Below are 16386 nucleotides of genomic sequence, written 5' to 3'. Positions count from 1 at the left end.
GTTCGGCGTTTCCGGCGCGCTCACCCCTGCGCGTTCACCGAAAGGTTTGGTCTAGACCTTGACAGGTCCAGACCACCTTCGGTTCAGTGGCGGTAGTTGTCGTCCCCACCCGGCAGTTCCCCCCACTCTAGGAGTAGTTACGTGATACGGACGCTTCGTCGTCGTGCCCTCTCACTGGCCGCGGCCGCCGCCGTGACCCTCGGTCTCGCCGTGGCCCTGCCCGCCTCCCCCGCCGCGGCCGCCCCCGCCTGCGCCGGTTCCTGGGCCGCCTCGGCGGTGTACACGGGCGGCATGAACGCCTCGTACAACGGACACAACTGGCAGGCCAAGTGGTGGACGCAGGGCGAGACGCCCGGCACCACCGGGCAGTGGGGGGTCTGGTCCGACCAGGGCGCCTGCGGTGGCGGCGGTGGCCAGGACCCGGACCCGGGGAACGGGAGCGGATTCGTCGTCAGCGAGGCCCAGTTCAACCAGATGTTCCCGAACCGGAACCCCTTCTACACCTACAACGGGCTGGTCGCGGCGCTCTCCGCGTACCCCGCCTTCGCCAACACCGGCGACGACACGGTCAAGCGGCGCGAGGCGGCCGCCTTCCTCGCCAACGTCTCGCACGAGACGGGCGGGCTCTTCTACATCGTCGAGCAGAACACGGCCAACTACCCGCACTACTGCGACGCCACGCAGCCCTACGGATGTCCGGCGGGCCAGGCCGCGTACTACGGGCGCGGCCCCATCCAGCTCAGCTGGAACTTCAACTACAAGGCGGCCGGGGACGCCCTGGGCATCAACCTCCTCGCCAATCCGTACCTCGTGGAGCAGGATCCGGCGGTGGCCATGAAGACGGCCCTCTGGTACTGGAACACCCAGAACGGGCCGGGCACGATGACCGCGCACGCCGCGATGGTCAACGGTGCGGGCTTCGGCGAGACGATCCGCTCCATCAACGGGGCCCTGGAGTGCAACGGCGGCAATCCGGGGCAGGTCCAGAGCCGGGTGAGCAAGTACCAGAGCTTCACCCAGCTGCTCGGTGTGACGCCGGGGAACAACCTCAGCTGCTGAGGCGTCCCGTCCTCAGGGCGGTGGCCAGTTGCGCACGGGAGCGCACGTCGAGCTTCTGGTAGATCCGGGTCAGCCGGGCCTCCACCGTCTTGACGCTGAGGAACAGTTTGGCGGCCGCCTCCTGGTTGCTGGCGCCCTGGCCGACGAGCAGGGCCAGTCGGGTCTCGGCCTCGGTCAGGGCCGCCGGTCCCGGGTTCCGGCCGGCGACCGGGTCGGGGGCGGCCTCCCTGGCCAGGTCGAGCCAGGGTTTCGCGCCGGCCCGGTCGAACACGTCGGCCGCCTCCCCGAGGGCGGCGCGGGCGGGAGCGCGCCGCCGACGGCGCCGTTCGACGCGGGCCAGCGCGAGCAGGGTCCTGGCCCGCTCCAGCGGGAGTCCGAGGGCGGCGAACCGCCGGGCCGTGGCCTCCAGCAGGGCCACGGCGGGCTCCGCCTCGCCCTGCGCGGACAGGTACAGGCCCCGGGCCCGGTCCAGGGCGGCGAGCACACCGGTACGGCCGAGCGCGTCGGCCACCGTACGGGTCGACTCCAGCAGGGCGGCGGCCTCCTCGGGGGCGTCGGCGGCGACCAGGGCCTCCGCGAGTTCCGCGTGCCAGCGCAGGACGGAAGGGTCGACGACCTGCTGGGCCTCCTCCAGCTCGGCCACCCTGCGCAGGGTGGCCACCGCCTTCGAGGCTTCCCCGGTGGCGAGTTCGACCAGCCCGAGGGCGTACAGGCCCCGGGACAGGAAGACCTGGTCCTGTTCCTCCTCGGAGGCCTGCACGCCTCGGCGGGCGTAGCCGGCGGCGCGGGCGAAGCTGCCGGCGGTGGCCTCGGCCATCGCGGCGACGTACCAGGCGGGGCCGGGTGACAGGCCGGCCTCGATGGTGAGTTCCAGGGCGTGGCGGGCGTGCGCGGCTCCCGCGGCGCAGTGCCCCCGGCGCAGCTCGACCTCGGAGAGGCTGCGCAGCACCTCGAAGACGTCCTCGGCGGAGCCGGTGCGTTGGACGGCGGGCAGCAGGACGAGGAGCCGGCCGCGGGCGTCGTCGAGCCGGTCGTCGAAGAGGGCGTGCCGGACGGCCAGGTACTGGGGTGCGTTGCGCATGCCGAGCGGCACCTCGGGGGCGGGCAGGGCCAGCGCCTCCGCCAGGATGTCCTCGGCGTCGTGGTCGCCGAGGATGCGGCCCATGCGGGCCCGCACCGTCAGGGCCATGGCTTCGGCGACCTGGTCGCCGCCGAGGGCGGCGAGGGTCCCCGCCTCGGCGGCGGCGTCGCGGGAACGGACGGGGTCCCCGTCGCTGAGGTTGTGCTTCCAGGCGATGCGCAGTTGGACGGCGGCGCGCAGCGAGGGGTCGCCCGCGGCGTCGTCCACGGCGTACGCGAAGGTCTCGTCGAGGTCCGCGAGGGCCTGCCCGGCGGCGTCGATCACGGCGAGGCGGGCCCGTACCCGGTCGGCGGGCGAGGCGTCGCGGGCGAGCACGGCGCGGGTGGCGCGGCGGGCGAGGTCGGCGCGGCCGGCCCATCCGGCGTCCTCGGCGGCGCAGACGAGCCGGGCCAGTTCGTCCCGGGGCAGGTCGGCGGGGGTGCGTTCGGCGGCGAGCAGGCCGAGTTCGGCGGCGAGGGCGCGTTGTCCCCGGCGCCGGCAGGACGCGGCGGCCTCGGTGATCTCGGCGGCGAGGCGGGCGTCGGGGGTGTCCACGGCCAGCGCGCGGTGCCGTACGGCCTGGACGGGGTCGTCCACGGCGGTGGCCAGCGCGGCGTGCCCGGCGGCCCGCTCGGGCCAGCCCGCGTCGGCGGCGAGCGCGGTCGGCAGGGCGCCCGCGGTGAACCGCACCGTGCCGTCCTCGGCCACGGTGACCAGCGCGGCGCGTTCGGCCTCGGCCAGTTCCGCGTCCGCGTCGGGCCGGCCGGCCCGACGGAGCAGGGCGGTGGTGGGTCGGGTGGCGAGGGCGGCGAGCAGCAGGGTGCGGCGGGCCCGTGCGGGGGCTTCGGCGAGCAGTCGGCGGGCGACCTCGCGGGCCTGCCCGGAGACGGGCAGGGTGTCGGCGTGGTGGGCGCCTCCGTCGCGGGATCCGGCGGCTTCGGCGAGGGAGTGGCCGAGGGCCAGGGCGAGGCGGGGGTTGCCGCCGCTGGCCTGGTGGATGCGGCCGGCCAGCCGGGCGGGCAGGCCGTGTCGGCAGAGGAGTTCGGCGACCTGTTCCGCGCCGAGCGGGGGAACGCGGATCGCGGGGGTGTCGGGGCCGCAGAGGGGCACGGCGACGGGCGCTCCGCCCTGCACGCATTCGGCCACGAGGACCCGGACGCCGGGTGGGGTGAGGCGCAGGGCGAACCGGAGCAGGTCGGTGCTCTCGTCGTCGAGCCACTGCGCGTTGTCGAGGACGAACAGGACGGGCCCCGGGGCGGCCAGGGTCCGCAGGACCTCGACGACGGCGAGGCGCAGCGCGACGTGGTCGCGGCCGGCGCCGGGCTCGTCGGTCTCGCGCCGGAGCAGGGCGATGGCGGCGCGCTGGGGTCCGGCGAGCCGGTCCAGTACGCCGTGGGGCACGGAGGCGAGCAGGGCGGCGGCCGAGGCCTCGGGTATCCATTGGTCGGCGGCGTCCGGGGCGAGGTGGAGCACGCTCTCCCGTCGACCCTCCGCCGCGGCCACGACGGCCCGGACCACTTCCGTCTTGCCCGCGCCCGCCGGTCCGGTGAGGATGGCGCGTCCGTGCGTGGTCAGCGCGCGGTCCACCGCCTCGATGAGTTCACCGTGTCCGACGGTCGTGTCAGCGTTCCCCGTCGCCGCCACGCACAGCCACCAGCCTTTCGCGCCCCCGCTCCGTGCCTTTCCTGTGAGACGCGACAATACGAGGTCAGCCGCCGGGCGGACCCCTTTTGTGACGCAGAATTCAGTCGGTGGACAGGAAAGCCCGGCGGACCTGCCGGTACGAGTGGTACCGGCAGGTCCGCTGGGTGCGGTTGGTCCGTACTATCGGCCCGTCAGGCGGGAGTTGGGGGGCTCCCGATCGCCGCGTCGGCCGGTTCGGGGACCGGGTGCCGGGTGGGCTCAGAAGCCGAGGCTCCAGGAGTTGATGTAGCCGGTGTCGGAGGCGGCCACGTCCTGGACCTTCAGCTGCCAGGTGCCGTTGGCGGGCAGGGCGGAGGCGTCGACGGTGTAGGTGGTGACCAGGTTGGCGGTGCTGTCGCTCGAGGAGCCCTTCAGTCGCTTGACGGTGCCGTTCGGGGCGACCAGGTCGATGACGAGGTCACCGCGGTAGGTGTGCTTGATGTCGACCGAGACCTTGAGCGCGGCCGGGGCGTTGCCGGTGCGGCCCGTGACGGCGATCGAGGACGAGACGGCGCCGCCGTTGTCCGGGATCGCGACGTCGGTGGTGTTCTCGAAGGTCGGGGTGGTGGGCGTGGAGGTGACGGCGTTCACGGTCGCGGCCGCGTCGGCGAGACCGGCGCCGCAGCCGCCGGTGCAGGTGCCGGCGAGCGGGCGGGCGTTGGTCTTGATGGCCGTCTCGATCTGCGCCGGGGTCAGCGAGGGCTTGGCGGCGGCCAGCAGCGCGGCGAGACCCGCGACGTGCGGGGCGGCCATGCTGGTGCCCTGGTACGGCTTGTAGATCTCGGCGCCCGGGGTGGTGGTGCCACCGTTGAGCGTGGAGAGGATGCCGTTCTCGGGGGTGGTGACGGTGCCGGGCGTGTCGGTGGCGCGACGGGTCTCACCGCCCGGGGCGGCGATGTCGATGATCGTGCCGAAGTTGGAGTAGAAGGAGCGGTCGCCGGTGCGGTTGCTGGCGGCCACGTTGATCACGTTGTTGCAGCTGGCGGGCGTGAAGCCGGCCGCGTCCGCGTTGCTGTTGCCGGCGGCGACCACGACGGTGGTGCCGCGGTTGACGGCCGCGTTGATGGCGTTCTGGTAGCTGGTGCCACAGGTGCCCGAGCCGCCGAGGCTCATGTTGATGACCTTGGCGGGGGTGGCGTTCGCCGGGACGCCGGGGACGGAGCCGCCCGAGGCCCAGGTGATGGCGTCGACGATGTCCGAGGTGGCGCCGCCGCACTTGCCGAGCACGCGGACGGGCTGGATCTTGGCGTTGTAGGCGATGCCCGCGACGCCCTTGGAGTTGTTGGTGGCCGCGGCGATGGTGCCCGCGACGTGGGTGCCGTGCCAGGAGGAGTCACTGGCCTTGGAACCGGTGCCGCACTCGCCGGCGCCGCTCCAGTCTCCCTGGTCGGCGGGGTTGTTGTCGCGGCCGTTGCCGTCGCGGGCCGCGGAGGAGCTGGTGATGAAGTCGTAGCCGGCGACGATGTTCGACGCGACGTCGGAGTGGGCCACGTAACCGGTGTCGATCACGGCGACGGTGACGCCGGAGCCGGTGGTCTTGTCCCAGGCGGCGGGCACGTTCATGCCGGCGGTGGGCTCGAAGAGGTCCCACTGCTTGGCGTACTCGGTGTCGTTCGGGGTGGCCAGCGCGTAGGCGCGGGAGTCCGGCTCGACGTAGGCGACGTCGGGGTCGGCGCGGAACTGGGCGATCACGTCGGCGGCCGCGGCGGGCGCGGTGGCGCCTCCGAGGTTGACGAGGGCGGCGCCGGTGCCGAGGCGACGGTCGAAGGTCGCCTTCTTGCCGGCCTTCTTCCCCTTGGCGGCGGCGTCGTCGGCGGCGGCGGAGTTCGAACTGGCCTCGCTGGCAGTCGACTTGTATCCGACGATGAGGTTCTCGACCGGCGCCGCGCCGGGGGCCCCGACGGGGGCCGCGGCGGCCGGGAGGGTGGCGGCGGGGTCCGAGGTGCCGGTCAGGGCCACCGAGGCGGTGGCGGAGCCCGCCAGGAGGGTGACGGAGATGGCCGCCACGGATATGAGCCGACGTCTGGTTGCGTGCACGGTGTTCCCTTTCGCGGGCCGTTTCCGGGCAGGCCGGAGCGGCCGGTCTGAACTGTGTGGGAGGTGAACCGGCGGCCGCGGATCGGGGACGGGCTGGTCAGACCCGTCCCGGACACCGCAGCGCCGCGTCGCCCGGCCGCGACGGCGGGGCAGGGCGACGGCGGTGCGCCGACGATCGGCCCGGCCTGCGGACGGCTTCGCACCATGTGGGGTGGGTGCGGGGGCAGTTCGAGGTGGGGAAGATCGCCGGTGGGCAGACAGTAGGCAACGCGGGGATGAACGCGATACGGGGAAAACCCTTGTCGGGCCCCTGCGAGGGGGCCGAGGGGGCCCCGCGGGGGCCCGACGGGGACGGGTGATGCGGGTGGGTCGCGCGGACGGCCCGGAGACGGACTACGCGGGCGGGTTGAGCCGGCGGAAGTAGGTCCAGCTCGTCTCGTTCGGCTCGGTCCACTTCTCCGGGGCGTGGGCGTATTCCGGGTGGTGGGCGGCGATGTGGGCGCGGGTGCGTTCGGGGACCTCGGCGTAGGAGGCGAGCTTGCGGCCACGACAGTGGAAGGTGAGGCCGCCGGGGCGCTGGCCCTGTTCCATCCAGGGCAGCCACGGGGACATGCGGGTCCAGGACATGGTGGCGGGGACGCCGGGCGCGTCGGTGGTGAGGACGGACGCGGGGGCGAAGAACTGGAACAGTTCCAGCGCCCGGTAGGTGTCGTCGGCCGACTGGGCGGGGTACTGCTCGACGGGCAGCGGCGACGGGTAGGCCAGCGGGATCTCCAGGCTGAAGCAGACCTGGTCGCCGAGCTCGGTCATGGGGACCGGGAAGGGACGCCACCTCTGATTGGCCGGATCGTTCCACACGTGGACCACCGGTTTGCCCTGCCAGGTGTCCAGGATCTCGCGGCTCTGCGGGTCGAGGTAGAAGGCGGCCTCCCGGGTCAGGAGTTGGTAGCCCCCCTCCTCCTCGACGAGGCGGGCCACGTTGACGCCCTCGAAGCCGAAGAGTCGCCGGTACGGCTCCCCGGGGGCCCACGCGTGGACGTCGCCGGTCCACCAGAAGGTGACCTCCTCGCCGTCGAGCGAGGCGCGGGTGCGGGCGAGGGCCCGGAGGAGTTCCGTGGGAGTCATGAGGGGTACTCTGCGCGGTCCCGGTCGGCCCCGGCAAGGACCCGGGGTTCGATCCGGACGGGGTCCCGGGGCGTCGGGGGGACCACGGTACGGTCGCCAGGTTGACGGGGGCGGTGGACAGCGGCAACGGTGACCGCCATGGGGAACGAAAACCGCCTGCTCGTGCTGCTGGTCTGCCTGGTGTTGGGCGGCGGGCTGACCGCTGCCGCGCTCGGGGCCTCACGGGCCGCCGGGCCGCGGGACGCGGGCGTCGGCGCGGAGGGCTTCGTCGACATGCGCGACGTGGCGCCCGCGCCGGCGCCGCCGGCGGCGGGTCCCGGGGCCTCCACCGGGTCGGTGGTGGTCGATTGCGGGCGCAACCGGGAACACCACTACAACGAGGACAACCTGGTGGTCTCGCCCGGCTTGCGCGCGGGCGCGCACCACACGCACGCGTACGTGGGAAACCTGTCCACGGACGCCATGTCCACCGACGCCTCCCTGGCCGCGGCCCCCACGAGTTGTACGGGCGGCGACCGGTCGACGTACTACTGGCCCGTGCTGCGCCGCACGGACCGTGCGGGCACGGACGGCCACGAGGGCTCCGCGGGGCACGGGAACGCCGGTGAGATCCTGCCGGAGACGACGGTGGGCGTGGAGTTCCGCGGCAACCCCGTGAGCGATGTCGTGCCGATGCCCCGGTTCCTGCGCGCGGTGACCGGCGACGCGGTCGCGTACACGGCGGCCGACGACGCCGACGTCCGGGCGCGTTGGGGCTGCTCCGGTTCGCCCGACCGGTCCACCACCCGCTATCCGCGCTGCCCGGCGGGCGAGCGGCTGACCCGGACGCTGGTCTTCCCGAGTTGCTGGAACGGCCTGGACACCGAGAGCCCCGGGCACCGTTCGCACCTGGTGTTCCCGGCGGACAACGGGGTGTGCCCGCAGGGAGCCTTCCCGGTGCCGCAGTTGCGCGTCTCGCTCGCCTACGAGGTGCCGGCCGGCGCGCCGATCGCGTTGGACTCCTTCCCGGAACAGCTGCACAGCCCGAAGACGGACCACGCGATGTTCGTGAACGTGATGACCGAGGGCCGGATGCGGGCGGTCGTCGACTGCGTGAACACGGGGCGCACGTGCCGGATGTGACCCACGGGGCGGCATGGGTGACGCAGGTCACATGAACCCGATCGCGCCGGGCGGCGTGTTCCGACCGCACCACGCGAAGCACGGAAGACGGAGAGGGTGAGATGGCCGGACCACTGTGGCCCCGCACTCGGCGGGGCTCGACCGATGAGGCACTGATCAAGTCGGTGTACGAGGAGCACGGCCATGCCCTGCTCGCGTACGCCACCCGGCTGACCGGGGACCGGGCGGCCGCCGAGGACGTGGTCCAGGAGACCCTGATACGGGCCTGGCGGCACTCCGAGGTCCTGGTCAACGGGAAGGGATCGGTGCGCGGCTGGCTGCTCACGGTGGCGCGCAACATCGTCACCGACCGGTTCCGGGCCAAGGCGGCGCGTCCGCCGGAGGTCTCCGGATCGGCGGCCGCTCCCCCGGTCGAGGCGGATCACGCCGATTCGGTCGTGAACGCGATGACCGTACTGGGAGCCCTCGACCAGCTGACTCCGGAACACCGGGACGTGCTGACGGAGTTGTACTACCGACAGCTCAGCGTCGCCGAGGCGGCCGATCGCCTCGGGATTCCGGCGGGAACGGTCAAATCACGCGCGCACTACGCCCTCAAGGCCTTGCGCGAAGCCTTCATGGACGGCACCAGGGACGGCAACAGGGACAGAAGATCGGGCAGGCCGCCCCAGCAGCCCGGCGGATTGCGGGAGGTGGTGGCATGAACCGGCAGCGGCACGAGGAGGAACTGCTCGGCCCCTATGTTCTCGGAGTCCTGGACGAACAGGACGTGCGACGCGTCGAGGAGCACATCGGCGACTGCGTGCAGTGCCGGGAGGAGGTGACCGCGTTGCGCGAGATGGAAGCCGCGCTCGGCGAGGTGCCCGAGGAGGCGTTCCTGGAGGGACCGCCCCAGGGCGGCGATCTGTTGCTGCAGCGCACGCTGCGGCAGGTGCGCAACGAGCGGGCCTCGGCGTCCCGGCGCCGTGTGGGACTGGCCGGGCTGGCCGCGGCAGCCTCGCTGGCCGCCGTGTTCTGGGCCGGGACCCAGTCGGGCCCGGGTCAGGTGCAGGCGGTGCCTCCGGTGCCGTCCCCGACCGTGTCGGCGACGCCGTCACCGCCGCCGCCCGGGACCCGGGTGGCTTCCGCGACGGATCGGCTCACGGGTGCGCGGATGACCGTACGGGTCACGCCGGCTCCCCAGTGGGTGCGGGTGCACGCGGCCGTGGCGGACATCCCGGCGGGTGAGCGGTGCCGGTTGATCGTGGTCTCCCGGAACGGCAAGCGGACCATCGCGGGCGGTTGGGTCGTGGGCTCGGCGGAGCACGGCGAGGGCAAGGGGGCCGCATTGGACGGCTCGGCGGCCGTCGACCCGGCGGACGTGAAGGAGATCCTGGTCGAGAACGAGTCGGGCAAGGCCTACGTGTCGGTACCCGTGCCCGCGAAGGCGTAGCGGGGACGGGCGCGCGTGACGGAGCCCGGGAGCATATCCAGCTCCCGGGCTCCTGCTTGCCACCCATTTGCGCACACCGGCGGCGTTTAAGGACCGCGGATCATTTTGAGATCGACGTGTTCTGCCTTTGAACTACAGCGCCGCGGCAGAGGCGCCGGGGGGACTTGAACCCCCATCCGTCGATGATCGCCCGCGCCCGGTCGATCCGGTGTTCGGCGGCGAATACTGAGACTGGAGCGAGAATCTGAGATTCATGGGGCCGCCTCTACCGGCTTGGGCCACCCCCGCACGTGGTGCGGGGAGAGGGATTCGAACCCCCGACTGACACCCCGTGTTCAGCTTCGACATTCAGTTTCAGCTTGCGCTCTTCAGCGCACCCCCTCGCTCGCACGGGGGGCGTTTTCGAGGCTACCTGAAGAGGTAGCCGAACACCGCGTCGCCGACCCGTTGGTCCGTGACGTCGGCGCTGTTGGCCTCCTCGCGGGCGAACTTGACCGCCTGCTGGATCTTCTCGACCCGGTCGAGGAGCTCGTTCACGCGCCGCGCGGGAAGGGCTCCGGAGAACTTCACGGTGGTCCAGTAGCCGACCGGCACGTCCTCGTAGTACACCTCGACCTGCGCCGGGTGCTTCTCCGTGGCCTCGGCCTTCACGTGGTTGCGCGGGACCTTCTTCGTGCGGATGGTGCGCACCGGGTCCGTCTTCCAGGAGTCCGTCGAGGGGTCCAGGTTCCAGGACTCCGACGCGTCCAGCACGGGGAGCTTGCGCACGAAGGTGTGCAGGTCCGTGAGTTGCTTCTCCAGGAACAGCAGGTACGGGACGGGGACCTGGGGCAGCAGGACCTGGCCGTCGACGACGACGTCCGCCGCCGCGGTGCGGTTCGCCCAGTCCTTGGTCGCCGTCACGTCGAACAGTCGCGTGAGGGTACCGGCGGTCGCGCGCAGCACGTCCTCGGCCTTGAGCTGGACGCGGGTGGACTCCGGGGGCAGTTGCTCGCCCTCTTCGTCCTTGGGCTGGTACGTCCGCGAGATGCCGGCCATCAAGGCGGGCTTCTGGACGTCCTGGTGGGCTTGCGTCAGTTCCTGGAGCGACTTGGACTTGACGCCCTTTTCCACGGCGATTATCTGATTCAGCTTCGGCACGTGATCAACCTAGCAGCGGCCTCGTCGCGGGCGCACGCGTGTTTCCCCGCCCCCGTGCGGTCGGGGGCGGGGCGTCGGGGCGTGTCGGGGCGTCGGTCAGGCCAGGTGGACCGGGAGGTCGAAGAGGTCGTTCTGGGTGAGGATCGGCTTGTTGCGCAGTTCCTCGGCCGCGACGGCCAGGCTCAGGTCGGGGAAGCGGGCGTACAGGGCGGGGAGGGCCACCAGGGCCTCCAGCCGGGAGAGCGCGGCGCCGGGGCAGACGTGCGGCCCGTGGCCGAAGGAGATGTGCCGATTCGGGGTGCGGGTGATGTCGAACAGGCCTGCCGTGTCGCCGTGTTGGGCCTCGTCACGGCCGAGGGCGCCGAAGGAGACGATCAGGCCCTCGCCCTTGGGCAGGATCCGGTCGCCCACCTCGACGTCCTCGCTCGCGAAGCGGATCAGGACGTGCGAGGTGGGGGTGGACCAGCGCAGGGTCTCCTCGATGACGTTCTCCCACGGCACCTCGCCCTTGAGGACGAGGGCGCGCTGCTCGGGGTGGGTTTCCAGGGCGACGACCGCGTTGACGATCAGGCTGATCGTGGTCTCGTGGCCGGCGGCGACCATCAGCTGGAGGGTGTTGGTGATCTCCTCGGTGCTGAGGTGGTCGCCGTCCTGCGAGGCGGCGATCAGGGCGCTGGTGAGGTCGTCGCCGGGGTTCTCGCGCTTGGACTCGACGATGCGGGAGAAGAGCGCGCCGAGGTCCGCCATCATCTGGGGGACTTCCTCGGGCAGCGTCTGGGTGGAGAAGAACTTCTCGAACAGCGCCTTGAGGCGCGGGTGTTCGGCGGCCTCGACGCCCATCAGCTCGCTGATGACGTTCATCGGGAGCGGGTAGGCGAACTCCGCCTTCAGGTCGACCGTCTCCCCCGCGGGCCGTGCGGCCAGCCGGTCGAGCATGCCCGTGGTGAGGACCTCTATGCCGGTGCGGAGCTTCTCCACCCGGCGGACCGTGAGTGCCTGGGCGACCAGCGTGCGCAGCCGCCGGTGCTCGTCGCCGTCGACGGTGAGCATGGAACGGCCGGGGTTGGCGAGGCCGATCAGCGGCCAGTCCAGGGGGATCTCGCCGCGCTGCCAGGCCCCCCACACGTTGATGTCCTTGACCACTCTGGCGTCGGTGAGGAGTTTTCGGGCCTCGGCGTGGTGCGTGACCGCGTATACGCCGACACCGCCGGGCAGGACGACGCGTACGAGCGGGCCGGCGGCGCGCAGCGCGGCGCTCTCGGCGGCGAGGTCGGTGACGAAGGGGTCGAGCGTGATGGCGGCGGGGCCGGCGTGGTCGATCGGGCACGTCATCGGAGGGCTCCAAGGGCGGGGGTCGGTGTGTAGGTCACGGGGAGTGCGGACAGTCCGCGCAGCCAGGGCGACGGACGCCGGGCGAGATCGGTCGCGGGCACGGCGAGGTCCACGTCGGGGAGCCGGTCGAGGAGCACCTCGATGCCGGTCCGCGCGATGGCCTCGGCGACCTCCTGGGCCGGGAAGGGGCAGCGGTGTTCCCCGTGGCCGAAGGAGAAGAAGGCGTTGTTGCCGCCGGTGAGGGCGCCAGCGTCGGTGCGTACGTGCGGGTCGGAGTTGGCGGCGGCCAGGCCCAGCAGGAGCATGTCGCCCGCCGCGATGCGCCGGCCTCCGAGGTGGGTGTCCCTGGAGGCCCAGCGGCCGGCCACGTTCTGGGTGGGGGTGTCCTCCCAGAGGACCTCGTTCATGGCTTCGCCGACGCTGTGCCGGCCGCCCGCGAGGGAGGCGGCGAACCGGTCGTCGGTGAGCATCAGGCGCAGGGTGTTGCCGATCCAGTCGGCGGTGGGCTGGTGGCCGGCGGCCATCATCACCATCAGGTCCTGGGCGATCTCGTCCAGGGTGAAGCCGGCCTGGTTGGCGAGCATCCGGGAGGCCACGTCGGGGCCGGGCGCGGCGGACTTCGCGGCGAGCAGCGCGTACATGGACTCGCCCAGGTGGCGTTGGCCCTCCAGGGCGCCCTCCCGCCCGTTGATCATGTCGTTCATGGCGGTGACGAGGCCGGGGCCCTGTGCGTCGGAGAACCCGTAGATGCGGGCGAGGACGCGCAGGGGCAGCAGCATCGCGTACTCGCCGACGATGTCGCACGACCCCTTGCCGCAGAGCCGGTCGATCAGCTCGTCGGCGAACCGCTCGGCGTGGCCCTTGAGTTCGAAGGGGTCGACGGACTCCAGGGCGTCGGAGATCACGGCCGCGCGCTCGCGGTGGCGTTCGCCCACGGTGTAGAGGATGGAGGGCTGCTTGCGGCCGATCATCGGGAGCAGCGGCCAGTCGGCGGGGATGCGGTCCCACTGGTTCCACAGTTCGGAGTCCCGGGAGAAGAGCTGCGGGTCACTGGTGACCTGGTGCAGCTCGCGGTAGCCGAGGACCAGCCAGGCCGGTACGTCGCCGTCGAGCACGACCGGTGCCACGGAGCCGTGGTCGCGCCGCATCTCGCGGTACAGCTCGACGGGGTCGGTCTGGAACCGGGGCCCGCCGAGGTAGACGGGCTGCGGCTCGCGGGCGTCGGGGGTGGTCACGGGGCGGGCTCCGGGGTCTTGGCCATGACGGCCGTCTGAAGGTGTTGTACGAGGGAGATCAGGACGTGCTTGCTGGACTCGCGGGAGCGGGCGTCGCAGAACACGAGCGGCACCTCGTCCGGCAGGTCGAGGGCCTCTCTGATGTCCTCGGGGGTGTGGGCGGGGCCACCGAAGTCGTTGCAGGCCACCACGAAGGGCGTGCCGTGGTGTTCGAGTCGGTCGATGGCGTACCAGGAGTCCGCGAGCCGGCGGGTGTCGACGAGGACGACGGCGCCGAGGGTGCCGGAGAAGAGCCGGTCCCACAGGAACCAGAACCGCTCCTGGCCGGGGGCGCCGAACAGGTAGAGCACGTTGCGCGCGTCGAGGGTGATGCGGCCGAAGTCGAAGGCGACGGTGGTGGCCGTCTTGGCGGCGATGCCGGCGGTGTCGTCGACGGCCTCGCCGGCCTTGGTCATCGTCTCCTCGGTGTTCAGCGGACGGATCTCGCTGACCGAGCGGACCATCGTGGTCTTGCCGACGCCGAAACCGCCGACGATGACGATCTTCAGGCCGTTGTCGGCGGTGCTGTCGAGGGTCTGGCGGGGCTGTCGCGGTTCGGGGGACGCGTCAGAGATTGCGGAGTCCAACGAGCACCTGCTCCAGGATGTCGAGGTCGGGAAGGCGGTACGTCGACCGGGGGTGCCGGGCGCTGATCCGCCCGGTGCCCAGCAGGTCGGCGAGCAGGATCCGGACGATGGACACCGGAAGGCCCAGCTCGGCGGCGATCTCCACGACGGCCGTCGGGTACGGGCACATCCTCAGGATGGCCGCGTGCTCCGACTGCATGCCGGGCACCGGGTCGCATTCGGCGACGATCAGGGTCACCAGGTCGAAGGCGTCCGAACCGGAGCGGCTGCGGCCACCGGTGAGGGTGTAGAGCCGGTCCGGGGAGTCGTCCCGGCCCGGCCTGCCGCGGCTCATCCCCGGGGCCTGGCGATCAGATGTTCGCTCAACTGCTCCACCAGCTCGGACATGTTGTGGCCGACGAGTCCGGCATCCGCGTCCTCGGCGGCGACGAGCGCGAGGTGGGCGCCCTCGCCGGCCTCGACGATGAAGAGGATCCCGCCGTAGAACTCGGTCATGGCGGACCGGACACCGCCGGTGCCGTCGCCGAACTCGATGGACGCGCCGTGCGAGAGGCTCTGGATGCCTGCGGAGATCGCGGCGAGCTGGTCGGCCTGGTCGACGGACAGCTCGGGCGTGCGGCACAGCTTCAGGCCGTCGCGGGAGAGCACGAGCGCGTGTCGGGCGCCCGGAGTGCGTTCCAGGAGCCCTTCCAGGAGCCAGTTGAGCGTCTCGTCGGTGGTGGAGCCGGTCATTCCGTGTTGCCTTCCGGGTGCGGGGGGTTCTCTGCGGTCGACGGCGCCGCCGACGCGCCGCGTACGGCCTGTCGGAAGCTGCCGAAGCGGGCGGCCGACCGGGAGGCACCGGTGGGCGCCGCCTTGGCGGGGGCCGGAGCGGCCGCGGGGTCGGGCCCTTCGGGGTGGGCCGCGGCGAGCGTCCTGCCGCGTCGCCGTCGGGGCAGTGCGGTGTCACCGGGGCTCGGGGACTCCCCGGCGGGCGCGGGGTCGTGCGCGGCGTCGTGCGGATCGGCGGTGCGCGCGGCGACCGGGGTGGCGCTCTCGCTGTCCGTACGGTCCTTCGCGCGCCCGACGTCCGTGGGCCCGGTGGCTTCGGCGTCGGCCGGGGGCCGGTCGTGCGCGTCGGGTTCGGTGGTGGACGTCGTGGTCGCGGCCGGTGTGGCGGGCGCGGTCTCGTTCCGGGTGCTGCTGATCAGGTCCTGGGGGAGCATCATCAGGGCGCCGGTGCCGCCGCGTGCGGAGGGCCGGAAGGACACCGTCAGGCCGTGCTTGCGGGCGAGGCGGCCGACGACGGCGAGGCCGAGGCGGGTTCCGGAGAGCCCGGCCAGGTCCAGCGACTCGGCGGTCACGGCCTGTTCGGCGCGGCGCAGCTGCACCTCGCTCATGACGAGGCCGCTGTCCTCGACGGTGATGATGATCCCGGAGGGGACCTCTTCCACGTACACGTGGACCTCGGCGGTGGGCGGCGAGAAGTTCGCGGCGTTGTCGAGGAGTTCGGCGAGGGCGTGCATGACGCCCTCGGCGGCGTGTCCGGCGATGGCCGCGTCGCTGGTGGAGTGCAGGCGGACCCGTTGGTAGCCGCCGATCCGGCCCATGGCGCCGCGCAGGATCGACTCCATGACGATCGGCTTCGCCCAGCGGCGCCCGGAGCGCGCTCCGGTGAGGACGGCGATCGAGTCGGCGAGGCGGCCGGCCTGCGCCGTGCGGTGGTCGAGGTGGAGGAGGTCGCCGAGGACGTCCTCGTCGGCGTGCCGGTGCTCCATGTCCCGCAGGTCGGCCAGCATGCCGGTGGCGAGGGCCTGCATGCGACCGGCGGCGTTGGCGGCGGCCGCCATGGCCGCGGCCCGTCCGGACTCGGCGCGCCGCAGCTCGGCGCCGAGCTTCTCGCGGGAGACGAGTTGGGCGGCGGTGACGTTGTCGAGTTCGGCGGAGTGCGCGCGCGTCAGCCGTTCCAACTCCGCGGCGTGGGCCTGGTTGACGCGGCCGCGTTCGGCGGTGTGGGCGGCGGCGTCGCGGTTCGCGTCGGCGGTCAGCCGGGCGATGTGGCCGTCACGGGCGAGGACTTCGGCGTTGAGCCCGGAGAGCCGGGCGCGCAGGAGTCGCGCGGTGTGGCTGTACCAGGTCACCGCGAACGCCGAAACCGCCAGCAGGAGCACGCCGGTGACGGAGAACCAGGCGAGGGGGACCTGGACGGTGGTGGGGGCCGCGGCCACCGCCGCCGTGCAGAGCGTTCCCGACGCCGCCACGGTGACGAGGAGGGCGAGCAGGGAGGGGCGCAGGGGGGAAGGCGACGCCGTCATCAATCAAAGCCTCAAACCGGGGCGAAAATGGAAGAGAGGGTTCCTGTGGCAACTAGGCGTAACTATAGGAGAACTGTTGATCACTTTGGATAGCCCTTGACCACTATCACCCTGCGTAACGGGCGATAGATTCCCCTGTGTTGCGATTTCGCCCCGATTGTTCTCGGTCACGATTCGTCCC

General features: G+C 72.5%; 14 protein-coding genes. 4 read left to right on the top strand and 10 right to left on the bottom strand.

What is annotated here, in order from left to right; all coding sequences use genetic code 11:
- The first annotated feature begins 141 nt into the window (after nt 1-141).
- Nucleotides 142-1059, top strand: coding sequence for a glycoside hydrolase family 19 protein (locus OG906_RS30760; protein ID WP_392894655.1), 918 nt, complete (start codon nt 142-144; stop codon nt 1057-1059).
- On the opposite strand, the gene OG906_RS30755 is transcribed toward OG906_RS30760, so the two are convergent.
- From OG906_RS30755 to OG906_RS30745, 3 genes are all read right to left on the bottom strand, one after another.
- Nucleotides 1049-3823 (bottom strand): helix-turn-helix transcriptional regulator, encoded by a 2775-nt coding sequence (locus tag OG906_RS30755; protein ID WP_329447335.1) that lies wholly within the window; start codon nt 3821-3823, stop codon nt 1049-1051. The genes OG906_RS30760 and OG906_RS30755 overlap by 11 nt on opposite strands.
- 258 nt (nt 3824-4081) lie before the next feature.
- The gene (locus OG906_RS30750) at nt 4082-5899 is read right to left on the bottom strand and encodes a S8 family peptidase (protein ID WP_329447334.1); all 1818 of its coding nucleotides are present in this window, start codon (nt 5897-5899) and stop codon (nt 4082-4084) included.
- A gap of 393 nt (nt 5900-6292) precedes the next feature.
- Nucleotides 6293-7024, bottom strand: coding sequence for a DUF1838 family protein (locus tag OG906_RS30745; RefSeq protein WP_329447333.1), 732 nt, complete (start codon nt 7022-7024; stop codon nt 6293-6295).
- A 138-nt stretch (nt 7025-7162) separates the two neighbouring features.
- Here OG906_RS30745 and OG906_RS30740 point away from each other — a divergent pair, with 138 nt between their 5' ends.
- The 3 genes from OG906_RS30740 (at nt 7163) to OG906_RS30730 (ending at nt 9578) form a co-directional block, all read left to right on the top strand.
- Entirely contained in the window at nt 7163-8146 is a 984-nt protein-coding gene (locus OG906_RS30740; RefSeq protein WP_329447332.1) for a DUF1996 domain-containing protein, read from the top strand.
- 101 nt (nt 8147-8247) lie between these two features.
- On the top strand, nt 8248-8850 hold the full coding sequence (locus OG906_RS30735) for a sigma-70 family RNA polymerase sigma factor (protein ID WP_053680675.1): 603 nt from the start codon (nt 8248-8250) through the stop codon (nt 8848-8850).
- Nucleotides 8847-9578 carry an anti-sigma factor family protein gene (locus OG906_RS30730; RefSeq protein ID WP_267798232.1) on the top strand — a complete coding sequence of 244 codons (732 nt, stop codon included), beginning with the start codon at nt 8847-8849 and terminating at the stop codon, nt 9576-9578. Before OG906_RS30735 ends, OG906_RS30730 begins: the two co-directional genes overlap by 4 nt.
- A gap of 408 nt (nt 9579-9986) precedes the next feature.
- Here the strand turns inward: OG906_RS30730 and OG906_RS30725 are convergent, their stop codons facing one another.
- The 7 genes from OG906_RS30725 to OG906_RS30695 form a co-directional block, all read right to left on the bottom strand.
- Nucleotides 9987-10718, bottom strand: coding sequence for a DUF7873 family protein (locus OG906_RS30725; protein WP_267798230.1), 732 nt, complete (start codon nt 10716-10718; stop codon nt 9987-9989).
- Between the two features lie 96 nt (nt 10719-10814).
- Entirely contained in the window at nt 10815-12050 is a 1236-nt protein-coding gene (locus OG906_RS30720) for a cytochrome P450 family protein (RefSeq protein ID WP_329447331.1), read from the bottom strand.
- Entirely contained in the window at nt 12047-13285 is a 1239-nt protein-coding gene (locus OG906_RS30715; RefSeq protein ID WP_329447330.1) for a cytochrome P450, read from the bottom strand. Before OG906_RS30715 ends, OG906_RS30720 begins: the two co-directional genes overlap by 4 nt.
- Complete coding sequence (locus tag OG906_RS30710) at nt 13282-13911, bottom strand: GTP-binding protein (protein WP_267798224.1); 630 nt, start codon at nt 13909-13911, stop codon at nt 13282-13284. The genes OG906_RS30715 and OG906_RS30710 overlap by 4 nt, the downstream gene beginning before the upstream one ends.
- Nucleotides 13892-14245, bottom strand: coding sequence for a DUF742 domain-containing protein (locus OG906_RS30705; protein WP_053680688.1), 354 nt, complete (start codon nt 14243-14245; stop codon nt 13892-13894). Before OG906_RS30705 ends, OG906_RS30710 begins: the two co-directional genes overlap by 20 nt.
- A complete protein-coding gene (locus tag OG906_RS30700) occupies nt 14242-14643 on the bottom strand; it encodes a roadblock/LC7 domain-containing protein (protein ID WP_053680690.1) in 402 nt (133 codons plus the stop codon). The genes OG906_RS30705 and OG906_RS30700 overlap by 4 nt, the downstream gene beginning before the upstream one ends.
- Nucleotides 14640-16205, bottom strand: coding sequence for a sensor histidine kinase (locus OG906_RS30695; protein ID WP_329447329.1), 1566 nt, complete (start codon nt 16203-16205; stop codon nt 14640-14642). Before OG906_RS30695 ends, OG906_RS30700 begins: the two co-directional genes overlap by 4 nt.
- Nucleotides 16206-16386: the final 181 nt, after the last annotated feature.

The organism is Streptomyces sp. NBC_01426 (assembly GCF_036231985.1).
Lineage (GTDB): Bacteria > Actinomycetota > Actinomycetes > Streptomycetales > Streptomycetaceae > Streptomyces.
The sequence above is the reverse complement of the archived record's forward strand: the minus strand, read 5'-3'. Positions and strand labels throughout refer to the sequence as shown.